This window comes from uncultured Bacteroides sp. (genome assembly GCF_937912035.1).
Lineage (GTDB): Bacteria > Bacteroidota > Bacteroidia > Bacteroidales > Bacteroidaceae > Phocaeicola.
In genome coordinates, this window is the sequence record NZ_CALDPF010000025.1 from 34348 (window position 1) to 50550 (window position 16203).

A 16203-nucleotide genomic window follows, 5' to 3' on the forward strand; every position below is an offset into this window, starting at 1 on the left:
TTATTAAAGTTCTACATTAAAACCAAAAGATACAGATTTATATAATGGATACTCAAGACTAGCACCTGCTTCCGGATCTTGTTGATATTTACTTAACTTATCAAATGTTAACAAATTATATCCAGATAAATAAAATCTTAATCTACTAATACCAATCTTCTTTATTAATTTTGAAGGCATAGTATACCCCAAAGTAATATTCTTCAATCTACAATATGCAGCTGATTTATACCATATATCGGAATTCTTTGTATTATATTGGTTGATTCCATTTGTTGTTCCTGGAAAAATCGCATCTGGATTTTCTGGTGTCCAACGTTGATCATACATATATTTATAAGAATTCCATACAGAGTTTATACTTAAATTTCTCATATTATCATCGAATTGAATATTAAATTGTGCCGCTCCCTGGAAAAGCATTGATAAATCAAAAGCCTTATAATCACATGATAAATTTAATCCATACATAATCTTAGGAACACCTCCGGTACCCAACTCAACCTGATCCCTCCAATCTATTTTTTTATCATCATTAACATCTACATATTTCACCATGCCAGGTTTTATTGTGGAATTACCTTTTAAATCATAATCTATATCACTATTTTTAATTTCTTCTTCAGACTGAAACATTCCATCTGTTTTATAACCATAAACTATATCAGTCCACTTTCCTTCCTTTCTATATAAACGATCTTCATCAGGATCTGTATATATCTGTTCATCAAATTCAACGTATTTAGATCTACTCCATGAGATATTAGAACTTATATTATAATGAAAATCTCCAATAGTATTCTGGTGTTTTAATACAAACTCAAAACCTCTATTATCAATCTTATTCAAGTTTTCTTGAGGTAATGTTACTCCAATTGTTGTTGGTAAACTTGAGCTTCTGGTTCCTAATACATTATCTCTTATTCTATAAAATACATCAAATTCAACACCTAATAATCCTCTCCACATATCAAGATCATATCCTAAATTATACAAATGTATATCTTCCCAAGATATATTATAGTTTGCCAACCCCTTAGATCTAAGAGTATTATACAGATTATCGCCAAAGGCATATTGTGACTTAATCTCATAAGACGTCAGATATTGATAAGGAGAAGCATTACTATCATATCCTGTATGAGTATAAGACAAACGTAATTTCATATTATCAATATTTGAAAACTTATCCTTAATAAAATTTTCTTCAGAAATACGCCATCCTACAGAAACACTTGGGAAGAATCCCCATCTTGATTCCTTTGCAAATCTTGATGAAGCATCATATCGGGCAGTAACCTCTGCCAAATACTTTGACTTATATGCATAATTCAAACGACCGACAAAACTTGCCCTCGATTCAACAGAAGCACTACCATTAGTACTCATATTAACACTCGAACCTGCAAACATTTCATCAATAGCATCAGACATAAAACCTTCCCTATATCCATTAAACCAATTACTTTTAGTATCTATTACTTCTGAAACAAATAATGCTTTTATGGAGTGATCGTTGAAAGTGTTTTCATATTCAACCAAGCCTTGAAATGTTAAATTTTGACTTTGCGTATTTTTTCTAGTCAGGCTATATTTACCTCCTGTAGCAGCAAGTGTATAATTCCCTGAATCAGAGTCATAATAATATGTAGAGAATGGTTTAGTCCATGTCTTTTGAGAAACTTTACTTGAAATAAAATAACCTTTAGCCTGTAAACTTAATCCTTTTATAAAAGGTACATTATATTTTAAGTTTAATGATGCTGTCAAATAATCTTGGTTTGTATCATCATATCCTGATAAATCTCTACTTGTCCTAGAAATAGGACTTATTGCATTTCTTCCTACATATGGTATTTTTGTTGGATCTGGATAATGAGAAGGATATCTATTACAAGTCGTGCCAATCACACCGAAAATATCTCTTGACGTGAACGGAACATCATTATTATCAGTAATACGGGCTGAAATATCCAACCCAATAGATAAATTATCACTTACTTTTGCGTCAACATTAGACCTCAAATTATATCTTTTAAAGGTAACATCATTTGATTTATAAATACCGTCCTGATTCATAAATCCTAATGACATAAAGAATTTCACTTTGTCACTACCTCCACTTACATTCAAGTTTACATTTTCCATTAAAGACCATTTCTTGATAATTTCAGAATAATGATCTACATTAGGATAGTTAGGATCTGTACCATCCTTAAATTTTTGTATTTCCTCTTCAGTAAACATTGGAGGTTGTCCGGACCATGCACGTGCCTCATTCTGGATTATTGCATATTCCCAAGAATCAACGAATTCAGGCCATATATTAGGTGTCTGAGCTGATATAGAAGAATTAAATGAAACTTTTGTCTTACCTTCTTTTCCTCTATTTGTTGTTATTAATATTACTCCGTTACCTGCTCTAGATCCATACACAGCTGCTGCCGCATCCTTTAAAATAGTAAATGACGCAATCTCATTAGGATCTATATTCTGATAACCACCTTGCTCTATACCATCAACAATAACCAAAGGAGAACCAAAACCTCTAATATTAATACTTGGAGTTGAACCTGGTTTACCTGTAGCATCTTTTACAATGAGACCTGGAAGCTTACCAGCCAAAGTTTGTGATACAGAAGCTGTAGGAACTTTGACCAAATCATCTGTTTTTACAGTAGCTAAAGCACCTGTCAGACTTTCCTTCTTTTGCGTACCATATCCCACAACAACAACTTCATCTAAAGTTTTTGTATCTTCTTTCAAAGTAATAGCAAGATTTTTTTTATTACCAATTTTTACTGTTTGGCTGATATAACCTATATAGCTTATATCCAGCACTGCACCTTCACCTACCTCTAAAGAGAAATTTCCGTCGAGGTCTGTTATTGTACCGTTTGACGATGTACCCTTCTCTATTACATTTGCCCCAATTATAGGCATACCGGAAGCATCAAGAACCTTTCCGGTTATTTTCCTCTTGTTTTGGGTAACACCTGTTACAGATGTTTTCTCACTATCTGAAACCTGAATAAGGATTTGCTTATCTATTATCCTATAACTGTAATTTGTATTTTCCAGTACTTCTGATAAAATTTCCTCTATAGGAGCATTTGTAGCACTTACACTAACTTCCTGATTTACATTAATATTATTATCATTATAGAAAAAAGTAAAATCACTGTTCTTTTCTATTTCCTTGAACACTTCTATCATGGTACTGTTCTGCTTATTGATTGAATAAGTCAATTCTTGGGCATAACTAGCCGCAGAAACGGAACATACCGCTAACAAGTTACATAACGATGCTATTTTCATAATACGTTTTGTCCTTTTTAACAATGGGACATAGTGTTTTCCATAATTATTTTTCATATTTTTGTAGTGTTTTTTTAATACTTAATAGTTTGTCTGTATCTTGGACTTATTTAGGCAAACTAAGATTATTAAGACTTTAATTTTTTAATGGAGGATACTTGCCGGTATCTTCCATTTATCTTTTCTACTTATAAATCCTTTCTCATAGGCTATTTATTTTTTAAGGTTAATGTATAATTATTATCTGAATCTTTAGTATACATAATTGGGGCGGAATGCCGCATTATAAAAAGTAATACTTCCAATGATTCATCCCTTACTTTAAAAGTAAAGCGATAATCATTAAGCAACCTGCTATCACATTCAATATTTCGTCCATACCATTTTTCAAGACGTGGAATTATCATTGCTAAATTTTCATTTTCAAATGATAGAACTCCACTCCGCCATGAAGTATATTTATCAGCATTAATCTTATTTATTATAGCTTTACCGGTCAACTTGTTAAGTGTAAGTTTTTCATCCGGTTTCATTATTCTACTAGCAGATTTATATTTTTTTCCAAAATCAACCTTTATACTTCCATTTACAAGTACCGCTTCCATTTCATTACAATCGTCATAATTAAACAACTCAAAAGCTGTACCCAATGCTTCAACCTGCATTCCTCCCGTATGTACTATAAAAGGTTTATCCGGATTTTTTGCAACATCGAAATATGCCTGTCCTTCCAGTTTTATATCCCTGCTGTCTGTCCGGAATTCAGAAGGGTATTCCAAACGGCTTCCAGGTCCTAAACAAACCTGTGTCCCATCGGGAAGTTTTATCTTCTCAAGATTCTGAATTCCGGAAGCTACAACATACATCTGAACTGATGACTTCTGATTCCATAACATAGCCAAACCACCAAATGCTATCAACAACAATACTGATACAGCTATACTATACCATTTATAATACAATATCATTGTTGTATTTACGGAACTATTTATCTTTTTACTAATACCTTTCCATATTCTTTGTTTTGAAATATCATCTAGTTCATAGTCAGTATTATTCCACTGCTTTGAAAGTATTTGTTTGAATTCTAAACTTTCATTCAAACCAGCTTTTTCTTCTTCAGATAGATTACCTGACAAAAGATGTTTCAATATATCCCTCTTGTTATCCATATATTATATTTTTGTCTTCTATTTATAAATACACACAATAACATCCACTCCCCCCATCCCAACATAAAAAAAAATCATTTTTTTCCTGATTTATTTGAGACATATTTGTTTTTACCTAAATTTGTCAAACAATAACATTTATGAATGCCGTAAAAACTCATGGATGCAATGGATACAGAGCAAGAATTACTGTTTTCCTTAAAACTTGGTGACGAAAAAGCTTTTAATACCATATATAATAAATACGTAAAACAAGTATACAATTTCTGCAAACTATACATTATAAACAATGATGAAGTAGAAGAAGTTGTACAAGATGTATTTGTTCGTTTGTGGGAATCACGGTATACCATAAGAGAGGACGACAATTTCAAAGGATTATTATTCATCATTACGCGTAATCTTGTATTCAATGAAACCAGAAAGAGTTTCAATCATGATTATTACACTGTTTCTATTATTGATGCAATAGAAAATATGTCTGAAGAAAACTGCTCAAATGAAGTGGAACAGAATTTAGAGTATAAAGACTTAAGTGAGTTTATTGACAAGTTGATTTCGGAACTCCCACCACAAAGACAAAAGATTTTCAACCTTAGCAGAAAGGAACAAAAAAGTTACAAGGAAATAGCAGAAATAATGAATCTATCTGAAAAGACTGTAGAACATCAAATCTCCAATGCGATTAAGTACTTGCGTAAACATTTGATATTGTTCACTCTTTTTCTATAATTAATTCTCTAATATATAATTCCATAATAACAACATCTCTCTCAACTAATACAAACATCATTGGGGGAACCTATGGAATAGCAAGAAACGACTAAATCATTGAAATTCAACAATTTAGTCGCTCAAAATGTACGCCCATGGGGAGTCGAACCCCAATCGATGGAACCGGAATCCATTATTCTATCCATTGAACTATGGGCGCATTATGTAATTTATATCAATAAATCGGTTGCAAAAATAATAAGTTTATCGGAAATAGAAAATAAACTTTAGAGTAAAAAACTTTCAATAAGACGTGACACAGACGTTATTAAATAACAATTATTCAAGCATTCCATTTAAAAAGCAAACTTTTTGATAAGTTTTTCACAATATCAATTGCATATTTACAAAATATATCTATCTTTGCCAACAAAACTAATACCAATAAATCATGAGTTACTTAATAAAACCAGACAACTATAAGGCCCTGCTTGACATGAAACAAACAGAGCTTGGCATTAAACAAATAAAAGAATTTTTCCAACAGAATCTTTCGTCTGAACTCAGACTACGACGTGTCACAGCTCCATTGTTCGTACTGAAAGGTATGGGTATTAATGATGACCTTAATGGAGTGGAGCGTGCTGTTTCCTTCCCTATCAAAGATTTGGGCGACCAGCAGGCAGAAGTAGTACATTCACTTGCTAAATGGAAAAGAATGACACTGGCCGATTATAATATAGGTCCCGGCTACGGTATATACACCGATATGAACGCAATCCGTGCCGACGAGGAACTGGGAAATCTGCATTCATTATATGTTGACCAATGGGACTGGGAAAGAACAATTACACCGGAACAAAGAAGTATTGATTTTCTGAAAAGCATAGTAACCAGAATCTACTCTGCAATGCGACGTACTGAATATATGATATGCGAAATGTATCCACAGATAAAATCTTTCCTTGCACACGACATACATTTCATTCATTCAGAGGAACTCCTACAAATGTATCCTGATAATACTCCAAAAGAAAGGGAAAACCTGATTACTAAAAAATACGGTGCCGTATTCATTATAGGTATAGGATGCAAACTTAGCAATGGAGAGCCACACGACCTTCGTGCTCCAGACTATGACGACTATTCCACTATAGATCCTGCAACCGGACTACCTGGACTGAACGGTGACCTTCTGGTTTGGAACGAAGTATTGGGACGTGCAATAGAACTCTCATCAATGGGTATCCGTGTCGACAGGGAAGCACTGTTGCGCCAGTTAGAGCTTTCAGGAAAAGAAGACAGGAAAGAATTATACTTCCATAAAAGACTGTTGAACGGTTCTCTCCCATTAAGTATCGGCGGTGGTATAGGACAGTCCCGCTTGTGTATGCTATATCTGAAAAAGGCACATATAGGAGAAATACAAGCCAGTATATGGCCGGAAAGCATGAGGAAAGAATGCGAAGAATGCGGTATGACACTTATCTAAGAACTAAACGAGATAAACATAAATACACAACGGAGGTCCATGGTCATAAAAGGATGACATACGGAACTCCGTTGTTTTTTTGTCTATAATATATTACCTTTGCCAATACAATAAAAACAACAAATCATAAAAAAACAACAATGAACGTACAGATAGAAGAATCATGGAAGGCTGCATTAATGCCGGAATTCTCGAAAGACTATTTTATACGGCTGACTGATTTCGTGAGAAAAGAATATCACGAAACTACTGTCTATCCGCCGGGAAAACTCATATTTAATGCTTTCAATCTTTGTCCTTTTAACAAAGTCAAGGTAGTAATTATCGGACAGGACCCTTATCATGGGCCCGGTCAGGCACACGGACTATGTTTTTCTGTAAATGACGGTATTCAGCCTCCTCCTTCATTAGTGAATATATTCAAGGAAATTAACAGCGACCTGGGCAAACCTATTCCACAAAGCGGCAATCTAACAAGATGGGCAGAACAAGGAGTACTACTACTCAATGCCACACTAACAGTACGTGCACATCAGGCAGGTTCGCACCAAAGAAAAGGTTGGGAAGAATTTACAGACGCTGTCATCAGAAAACTGGCTGAAGAGAAAAGCAATCTTGTGTTCATCCTGTGGGGGGCATACGCCCAAAAGAAAGGAGCTTTCATCGACAGAAACAAACACCTTGTACTCACATCTGTTCATCCATCGCCATTGTCAGCACACAGCGGTTTCTTCGGAAACCACCATTTCAGCCTTGCCAATGACTATCTTATTAAAAACGGCAAGACAGCCATTGACTGGTGACAATATATTAATACCAATTAACCGCACTACCGGTATTGCTTCGCTGATCCCATTTAAGGGCATCAGTAAGCATGCTGGAGTTGGCACGGATAGTAAAGTTATACGATGTATAAGGTCCGAACACCAATCCGCAACTCATATTGAAGCAGTGAAGATCGCGTGTAATATTAAGCGTAGTCATAGACAGCTGTTTCGTTGTAAAATCATATCCGGTAGAATAATTCATATTCCAGCGGCTACCAATCTTAAAGTTACCCGAAACATTCAGAGAGTGAGTAAGCGAAAAAGGATAACGCATACGTTTTATGTTTATATCCTTGCTTCTGTCCTCACGAATACTGTAGCTGTAACTCAAACTTAAACTCCATGGGAATTTGAAAGCCATGTATCCGTCCGAACTTACAGTTGCAGCCTCAGTTTTTCTCATATTTGAGTTATTCTGTTGCTGTTCCTCAGTATTTTCGTCGGTATTTTCTTCTTCATTGTCTTTCTCGTCGGCATTCTTGTCGTCTTTTTCGTCCTTCTTTCCGAACAGTTTCTTGAATGTATCATTATTCAGTGTATAAGAGAACGAACCGCTATATCCTTGGAATCGTCCAAAACGTCCGTACGACCATTCTGTACGGTCGCCTACCACAACATTACCATTCTTATCGAACTCGTATGCGTATGTAGCGAACGACGCGTTCATATTGAATGTATAACTTTTTGTAAGTTTCAGACGCACATTCATGCTCAAATCACTCCACCTCTTGTTAGCCACATCGTACGACATCGATGCACCCAACTGGTCAACAAGACTTATCTTCCTGTATCCGGTAGTATCACGGTCTGATTTCATTTTCATTTCGATGTTATTGTCAACAGAGAATGAAATATTCTGCGACATAGTCTTTCCTGGAGTACCGTATGTCATACCGTCATAAAGTGAGTATTCCACAGTGCGTACCTCTCCCTTTTCATCAGTATAAGTATAAGTGTCATAATACCCGAATCGCTTCGTACCGAAATTCGGAGTATAAGTATAACTCACTGTAGGAGTGAACACATGGCGTACCTGTATTTCCTTACTCTTCATAAACAGAGGCTTGTACATACCATAAAGCTTGGTATTCATCTGCACGGACATATTATAGTCATACACACGGTTGAAACCGCTAATAGTGTCCTTACGTATATGGTCGGACGTATTCAGAGTCGGGTCATAACTTCTTTTTATCTTGTTCAGATACCATCTTTCAGTGTAGTTGAATGACGGAACAATATTTATATACTTAAACAGATTGAATGTAGCTGATACCGGTATTTTGTGCTGGAATCCGTTTTTCCATTGCGTAAGCGGTGTCTTGAACAAAAGATTATCCTTTGTATTTACGCTATTGGTCATAGCACCGGTATACTGGAAAGAAATCTTTTCGTACCAGCGTTCATCGCCTACCGCTTTCTTGCGCTTGAAGGGATAAATACGGTTCAATGAGATATTCAGATCCGGCAATGTCATATTTATAGATGAATCTCGCGTGTTCTGAGTGATATTGAATGAACCGGAAATATTAAGCCCTATCTCAGGAAAGCTACGTGAATAGCTGATACTTGAAGCTTTTGTGTTCTGAGCATACTGCTGCGGATTATACAGACTGTTCAGGCTGGAACGGTCATAACTGCTGGTAGCAAAATTCACACTGGCAGAAAAAGAGCTGTTAGGACTAGCCTTGGCATCCTGGCGATGACTCCATTGGATTCGGAAGTCTTTCGACACAGAATAGTCCGGCATATTCTTCTCTCCCGTCTTTGTCACTATATAGCTGGCATTGAACGAACCACTGAACTTATACCTCTTGTTATAGTTTGATGCAGCAGAAACTCCCCAAGAACCTTTGGTAAAAATCTCACCCAATACCTTCAAGTCCATCTTGTCGCTTAAGGCAAAATAATATCCGCCATCACGAAGATAGAAACCACGGTTCAACTCATCACCATAACTAGGCATGATGAATCCTGAAGAATAACTGCTGTTGAACGGGAAAAAGCCGAAAGGTACAGCTATAGGCAATGGAACATCTTCCACCACCAGATGCGCCGGTCCGAACACTACATTTTTCTTCGGACGCACTTTTGCCATGGACAGCTGCAGATAAAAATGCGGATGTTCATGATTGTCACATGTAGTATACCTGCCATGCTGCATATAAATCTCATCCTCTGCACCTTTTTTTGCATCACGGCTGGTCACATAACCTTCACCCTGCTGCGTAACGATACTGTTGATAAAACCCTTCTTGGTCTTGAAGTTATATCGCATAATCTTCGATTCGTACGGAGTTTCACCGTCCTTGAAAACAGGTAGACCAGATTCAACCCCCGCCGTATCCTTCACTCCTCGGGCATATACGGTATTGCTGTCCATATTCATGGTGATAACGGCAGATGTAAGTTCTATTTTCTGATAATTAACCTTTCCCGAACCGTAAAGATGCGCAAAGCCTCCTTTCGTAAACACGATAGAGTCACTTGCCTCATATATCACAGGAGCATCAAGGGCATCTTTATTCTTTGCAGAATCAGAAGCCAAAGAGTCCGATGATAAAGAATCAACAGCAAGAGAATCGATTTTCAGCGAATCTGTCTTAACTTCGGACGATATATTCCTACCCGAACGTCTTCCTCTTACCCGCTGCGCCTCAGCGTAGAAAGTGGAAACCAGACCGAGCAGAAACAGTATTATAAATATGTATGTAGTTCTTTTAAACGATGTCATTATATATCTTTTTCGCGATAAGCGATACAAAAGTAAGCATTATCACTTAAATAACACTATAGGCAACCGGATTTTAAAGTATTTTTACGACAATATAAATATTACAAAAACATCTCGCACCACCTGTCAAACCTCACAAGTCCCTCTTCACCATGCTTTTCTATACTCTTACGCGCTTTTTCAAGCGACTTTTCTTTATCAAGTTTGGTTTTAGAAAAGAATTTGTCGGCAAAACATATAATCTGCTCTTCCAGGCTTACCGGAAGCATATCTCTGTGCGGGACAGGCAAGTCACGCTCTACAATAGCAGCCAAAGACAGACCGGCTCCAGTATGGCGTTCGCACACCAAAGCGTGGCGAGGAAACCCTTCTTTTCGAACCAGATCGGCCCCCAGATAGCCATGACATATATACGGATATTTACCATAACAATAAATACCGTCAGCATCCGTCAAGAATATACCTATATCATGCAGCATTGCCGCCTCTTCTATAAACTGCAAATCAAGGTTCAGTTCCGGATGATTGCGTGCCATCTCTATAGCCTTATCAGCCACAGAACGACTATGTTTCAGCAATATTTTCTTAAGTTCATTGTTCTCCGGATAATATTTATCGATTAATGCTATTGGATTCATTGTTGTTTTTTATCTTTGCGTTCATATAATTGAATTGCAAAACTAATAAATAATATCATCCTATCATGAAATATCTCGCTTTTTTACTGTTAATTTCTTTTTCCTGTGTGTGTAAAGCCACAAATATCCTGAACGGAGCAGACCAGATAGAGACACTTACGTCACTTATCGGCAACAAAAAGATAGCATTAGTGGCAAACCAGACATCTATCACCGGAGGCACACATCTGCTTGACACATTATGTTCATTAGGGAAAAAGCCTGTAGCATTGTTTGCGCCAGAACATGGTTTCAGGGGCAAAGCCGATGCAGGAGAAACCGTAAAAGACGGCAAAGACGTAAAAACAGGAACACCGATTATATCTCTTTACGGCAAAAACAAAAAGCCTTCCGTCTCCGACCTTGACGGTATTGACATGATAGTGTTCGACATTCAGGATGTAGGAGCAAGATTTTACACATATATCAGTACATTATATTATGTAATGCAGGCCTGTGCCGAGAACGGAAAGAAGCTTGTTATACTCGACCGCCCCAACCCATGCGACTACGTTGACGGCCCTGTATTGAAAAAGGAATACAAAAGTTTTGTAGGAATATTACCCATTCCCGTACTTCATGGCTGCACAATGGGTGAGCTTGCCGGAATGATAAACGGAGAAGGTTGGCTTGGAAATAACATGAAATGTGATTATTCTGTCATAAAGATAAAAGGCTGGAAACATGGAGACCCATATTCTCTACCTGTAAAGCCATCCCCTAACCTACCCAACGACAAGTCTATCTCTCTCTACGCATCACTCTGCCTGTTCGAAGCAACATCCGTCAGTGTAGGACGCGGAACATATTTCCCATTTCAGGTAATAGGCTCACCACTATTACCAAAGAACAAATACCAATTCTCTTTCACTCCTGTAGCACTGGAAGGTTTTGACAAAAATCCTTTGCACAAAAACATTACGTGTCATGGACTTGACCTAAGAAAAACAGATACAGGACAACTCAATGGATTTTCGTTGAAATACGTCATCGAAATGTATAACGAATTCAAGAAAATGAATAAATCCGAATCCTTCCTGACTCGCCCTAAATGGTTTGATTTGCTAATGGGCACAAATCAAGTCAGACTCGACATGCTTAAAGGTAAATCAGAAGATGAGATACGTTCGGCATGGAATCAGGATTTAAACGAATACAAAGAAATAAGAAAGAAATATATCATATACTAAAAGAGTAAGATTTATCTCAGAGAAGTACTATTTACATTTTGACATTTTGTTTTTCAAGACTTGCATGCTTTGAATATTCAAAGTAAAGATATAATCCATTTACAAAAATTGGAGCCACAGACATCAAACATAAAACAAAATAACACATTATAAAAGGCAAATCAAGGAATACGCTCAAACATTACTCATTCATACAAACAAAAAAAAGAAGAAATACAACATTTACATTTCATTTTGCCAAAGCAAAACAAGTATAAGAAAACATAAATCTAGCTCAAAAACCAAGCTCTAAAAGACCAAAATAAAAATGATTTGACATTTTACCTAAAACGTTTTGGTGTTTTTTAGTAAACAACAAGAGAAATTTTTATTTCTTCTTGATAAAAAATTATTTTTACAAAGGGACTTTATGTTAATACAGATATTTAATTTCACACATCAGGGAAATATAGTTTAGAAATTACAACTCAAAAAGAGATCTCAATTAACAATTGCATTATAAAAGAAGACTATCCACAAACATGCACGTCACAAAACAGAAACAAAAACAAACATTTTGACAAGACATAAACTTTTTTACCTTTCAAAACAACAAACACAAAAATAAAAAAGACTTTACCCCCAAAATATAACCCGGTTTCACATCTGAACTACAAAATGGGAACCGGGTTAAACTCAATAATATATTATATTACAGTTCTTTCTTTATCTGCTCAATCATTGAAGCATACTCTTCATCCGACAAATACACTTCCTTAGGATTCATGCGGAACACGCCACCGAAATCAGGGCCATCAATATACTTAGGAACAAGATGAAAGTGTAAATGTTCCAAAGTATCAGAATAGGCACCGTAATTAATTTTAACCGGATTGAACACTTTCTGCATTGCTCTGGTCACACGTGCCACATCTGCAATGAAAGCGTTTCTCTCTTCATCGCTCAACAGGTTAAGATCGTCCACATGTCCGTTATATGCCACGAGGCATCGTCCCCGGTAAGTCTGCTCCTTAAAAAGGAAGACTCTGGAAACACTAAGTTTCGCAATTTCAATCATTAAGCTGTGCAATGTATCGTTATTCTGACAATACAAGCATTCCATTGGATTACTTTTCATTTTTCACCGTATTTTTAAATAGACATACAAAAATACACTTTTTCATTTTATCGCGAACATCTAATGCAAAATTTAAAATCGTTTGAAAAGCTTTTGCAAAAGGTTTTCAAACTTTAAGATTTATGGTATATTCCATTACACAAACAAACCTAATAACAAAATAAATATACAAAAATGAGAAAAAAAATTTTCATAATTCGAAGTAATATGCTATATTTGTCATAGAAATTAGGTAGTATAGATGACAGAAGAGGATAAAAATCTACTAAACAGTTTTGAAGGAAAGCTCAGACATGTTCTTTTTTTATATGATGAAGAAAAAAAAGAGAATGTCATTTTAAAGCAATCCATAGCCGATAAAGACTCTGAAATACAGGCTCTGCAAAGTAGAATAAAAGAACTTGAAACCAGATATGCAAACCTGAAAATGGCCCGTATGATAAGTGTCAACGACAATGAAATCAGAGACACGAAACAAAGACTTACGAGGCTGGTGCGTGAAGTCGATAAATGTATTGCTTTGCTGAACAAATAAAGGAAAGAAAAGGCAGTGAAACATATAATATATGGACGACAAACTGAAAATACACTTACAGATTGACAGAGAACGGTATCCGCTGGTGATTAATCGTGAAGAAGAGATTTTCTACCGTGACGCTGCCAAGATGATTGACAATAAACTGAACAAATACCGCAGTCTATTTCCGAATCTCGGAACCATGAAACACTGGACTATGGTGGCACTGGAGCTGGCATACGAAAACGCCAAAATTAAAGATTCAGTAGATACATCACCATATACAGAAAAGATTAAACAACTGGAAGACCTGTTGGATGGTTACATAGAGAATAGCAAACAAAAGTAGTTGTTTAGGAAACAAGTAAGGAAATCCACGCACAAGTTTACAGGAAATACCCTGAAGCTTGTGCGTTTTTATTTATATTTTAAACTTAAATTTTAGATGTTGACAACAGTAATATTAACAGTTGTAGCCTTCCTGGTAGGAGGAGCTCTTTCATATAGCTTTTTCAGATATGGTCTGAAATCGAAATATGATAATATCATTAAAGAGGCTGAAACAGAGGCCGAAGTAATCAAGAAAAACAAACTCCTGGAAGTCAAGGAGAAGTTTCTGAACAAAAAAGCCGACCTTGAAAAGGAAGTGGCAGCCCGCAACCAGAAAATCCAGCAGGCTGAAAACAAACTGAAACAGCGCGAAATGGTATTGAACCAGAAGAATGAAGAACTTCAGCGCAAACGTAACGAAACTGAAGCTATCAAGGAAAATCTCGACGCACAGCTGGTAATCATCGAGAAAAAGAAAGAAGAACTCGACCACCTGCAGTCACAAGAACGTGAAAAACTTGAAGCTATCTCAGGCCTGTCTGCAGAAGACGCAAAAGAAAGACTGATTGAATCGCTCAAGGACGAAGCCAAGACTCAAGCTCAGTCGTACATCAACGATATTATGGACGACGCTAAACTTACTGCCAACCGCGAAGCTAAGCGTATCGTGATACAATCTATCCAGAGAGTGGCTACTGAAACCGCAATTGAAAACTCTGTAACTGTATTCCATATCGAATCAGACGAAATCAAAGGACGTATTATCGGACGTGAAGGACGTAACATACGTGCCCTTGAAGCTGCCACAGGAGTGGAAATAGTAGTTGACGATACTCCTGAGGCTATCGTACTTTCTGCTTTCGACCCTGTTCGCCGCGAAATCGCCCGTCTTGCGCTTCATCAGCTTGTTACTGACGGACGTATCCACCCGGCACGTATCGAAGAAGTTGTTGCCAAGGTACGCAAGCAGGTGGAAGAAGAAATCATCGAAACAGGTAAACGTACTACTATCGACCTTGGTATCCACGGTCTGCATCCTGAACTTATCCGTATCATCGGTAAGATGAAATACCGTTCATCATACGGACAGAACCTGCTGCAACATGCACGCGAAACTGCAAATCTATGTGCTGTAATGGCATCTGAACTTGGTCTTAATCCTAAGAAAGCTAAACGTGCCGGATTGCTTCACGATATAGGTAAGGTACCTGATGAAGAGCCTGAATTGCCACACGCACTGCTCGGTATGAAACTGGCAGAGAAATATAAGGAAAAACCTGATATCTGCAATGCTATCGGTGCTCACCACGACGAAGTGGAAATGAACAGCTTGCTGGCTCCTATCGTACAGGTGTGCGACGCTATTTCAGGTGCACGTCCTGGTGCCCGCCGTGAAATTGTTGAAGCATATATCAAACGTCTGAACGACCTCGAACAGCTTGCAATGTCTTACCCTGGTGTAACCAAGACATACGCTATCCAGGCAGGACGCGAGTTGCGTGTAATTGTTGGTGCAGACAAGATTGACGACAAGCAGACAGAAAGCCTGTCAACAGAAATCGCCAAGAAGATACAGGACGAAATGACTTATCCGGGTCAGGTAAAAATTACTGTGATAAGAGAAACACGAGCAGTTAGCTTCGCAAAATAATAAATAGAGAAATAAATAATAAAGGCTATATTCATATCCTATGGTTAAGGATTGGAATATAGCCTTTTTATATAACCTTATATCAACGCTATAAGATTGTAAACATAAATAGTGTTTAAGCTACTTCTAAGTCTTATCAACCTCGGTCTGTCCCACAAATATAATTATTTTATTTTCACGGTAAAAATGCTGAGTTTTATTATTCTATATTTTATTGTATGATTGCAGCTTTCCAATCCTGACAAAATAAAAAAGGGAGGATTAAACCTCCCTTAATATATATCTACAAATATTAATACCTATTTTTCTTCTATTCTAATTACGTCTGGATAATACAAGATTACGTAATTCATCATGGATGATATTGAATTCGATTTTATCGTAAACTTTATATTCTATTTTATATGCAATTACCATCCAGGATTCTGTCCGGCTGCAAGATCAGGATTCTTTTCACATTCTGA

At 36.7% G+C, this 16203-nt stretch carries 12 protein-coding genes and 1 tRNA gene; 7 read left to right on the top strand and 6 right to left on the bottom strand.

Going from position 1 to position 16203, the window contains the following annotated elements:
• Positions 1-3: 3 nt before the first annotated feature.
• Both Q0486_RS04595 and Q0486_RS04600 read right to left on the bottom strand, forming a co-directional pair.
• Positions 4-3375 (bottom strand): TonB-dependent receptor, encoded by a 3372-nt coding sequence (locus Q0486_RS04595; RefSeq protein WP_299230667.1) that lies wholly within the window; start codon positions 3373-3375, stop codon positions 4-6.
• Between the two features lie 152 nt (positions 3376-3527).
• Positions 3528-4490 carry a FecR family protein gene (locus tag Q0486_RS04600; protein ID WP_299230669.1) on the bottom strand — a complete coding sequence of 321 codons (963 nt, stop codon included), beginning with the start codon at positions 4488-4490 and terminating at the stop codon, positions 3528-3530.
• 168 nt (positions 4491-4658) lie between these two features.
• On the opposite strand from Q0486_RS04600, the gene Q0486_RS04605 reads away from it, so the two are divergent.
• A complete protein-coding gene (locus tag Q0486_RS04605) occupies positions 4659-5222 on the top strand; it encodes an RNA polymerase sigma-70 factor (protein ID WP_299230670.1) in 564 nt (187 codons plus the stop codon).
• Positions 5223-5352: 130 nt separating this feature from the next.
• Here Q0486_RS04605 and Q0486_RS04610 read toward each other — a convergent pair.
• Positions 5353-5424 (bottom strand) — tRNA-Arg (locus Q0486_RS04610).
• A gap of 231 nt (positions 5425-5655) precedes the next feature.
• Between Q0486_RS04610 and asnA the strand changes: the two genes are divergently transcribed.
• Both asnA and ung read left to right on the top strand, forming a co-directional pair.
• A complete protein-coding gene (gene asnA, locus Q0486_RS04615; RefSeq protein WP_299230671.1) occupies positions 5656-6696 on the top strand; it encodes an aspartate--ammonia ligase in 1041 nt (346 codons plus the stop codon).
• A 140-nt stretch (positions 6697-6836) separates the two neighbouring features.
• Positions 6837-7499 carry a uracil-DNA glycosylase gene (ung, locus tag Q0486_RS04620; RefSeq protein WP_299230672.1) on the top strand — a complete coding sequence of 221 codons (663 nt, stop codon included), beginning with the start codon at positions 6837-6839 and terminating at the stop codon, positions 7497-7499.
• A 7-nt stretch (positions 7500-7506) separates the two neighbouring features.
• On the opposite strand, the gene Q0486_RS04625 is transcribed toward ung, so the two are convergent.
• Positions 7507-10257: a putative LPS assembly protein LptD gene (locus Q0486_RS04625; protein WP_299230673.1), complete on the bottom strand. Its 2751-nt coding sequence runs from the start codon at positions 10255-10257 to the stop codon at positions 7507-7509.
• A 101-nt stretch (positions 10258-10358) separates the two neighbouring features.
• Positions 10359-10895: an HDIG domain-containing metalloprotein gene (locus tag Q0486_RS04630; protein ID WP_299230674.1), complete on the bottom strand. Its 537-nt coding sequence runs from the start codon at positions 10893-10895 to the stop codon at positions 10359-10361.
• 65 nt (positions 10896-10960) lie between these two features.
• On the opposite strand from Q0486_RS04630, the gene Q0486_RS04635 reads away from it, so the two are divergent.
• A complete protein-coding gene (locus Q0486_RS04635; RefSeq protein ID WP_299230675.1) occupies positions 10961-12124 on the top strand; it encodes a DUF1343 domain-containing protein in 1164 nt (387 codons plus the stop codon).
• 691 nt (positions 12125-12815) lie between these two features.
• Here the strand turns inward: Q0486_RS04635 and Q0486_RS04640 are convergent.
• Positions 12816-13241 carry an HIT family protein gene (locus tag Q0486_RS04640; protein ID WP_299230676.1) on the bottom strand — a complete coding sequence of 142 codons (426 nt, stop codon included), beginning with the start codon at positions 13239-13241 and terminating at the stop codon, positions 12816-12818.
• Positions 13242-13482: 241 nt separating this feature from the next.
• Here Q0486_RS04640 and Q0486_RS04645 point away from each other — a divergent pair, with 241 nt between their 5' ends.
• The 3 genes from Q0486_RS04645 (at position 13483) to rny (ending at position 15739) form a co-directional block, all read left to right on the top strand.
• Positions 13483-13776, top strand: a complete 294-nt coding sequence (locus Q0486_RS04645) for a hypothetical protein (RefSeq protein ID WP_299230677.1) — start codon at positions 13483-13485, stop codon at positions 13774-13776.
• Between the two features lie 31 nt (positions 13777-13807).
• Positions 13808-14107 carry a cell division protein ZapA gene (locus tag Q0486_RS04650; protein ID WP_299230678.1) on the top strand — a complete coding sequence of 100 codons (300 nt, stop codon included), beginning with the start codon at positions 13808-13810 and terminating at the stop codon, positions 14105-14107.
• Between the two features lie 96 nt (positions 14108-14203).
• On the top strand, positions 14204-15739 hold the full coding sequence (rny, locus tag Q0486_RS04655) for a ribonuclease Y (protein WP_299230680.1): 1536 nt from the start codon (positions 14204-14206) through the stop codon (positions 15737-15739).
• The last annotated feature ends 464 nt before the right edge of the window (positions 15740-16203 follow it).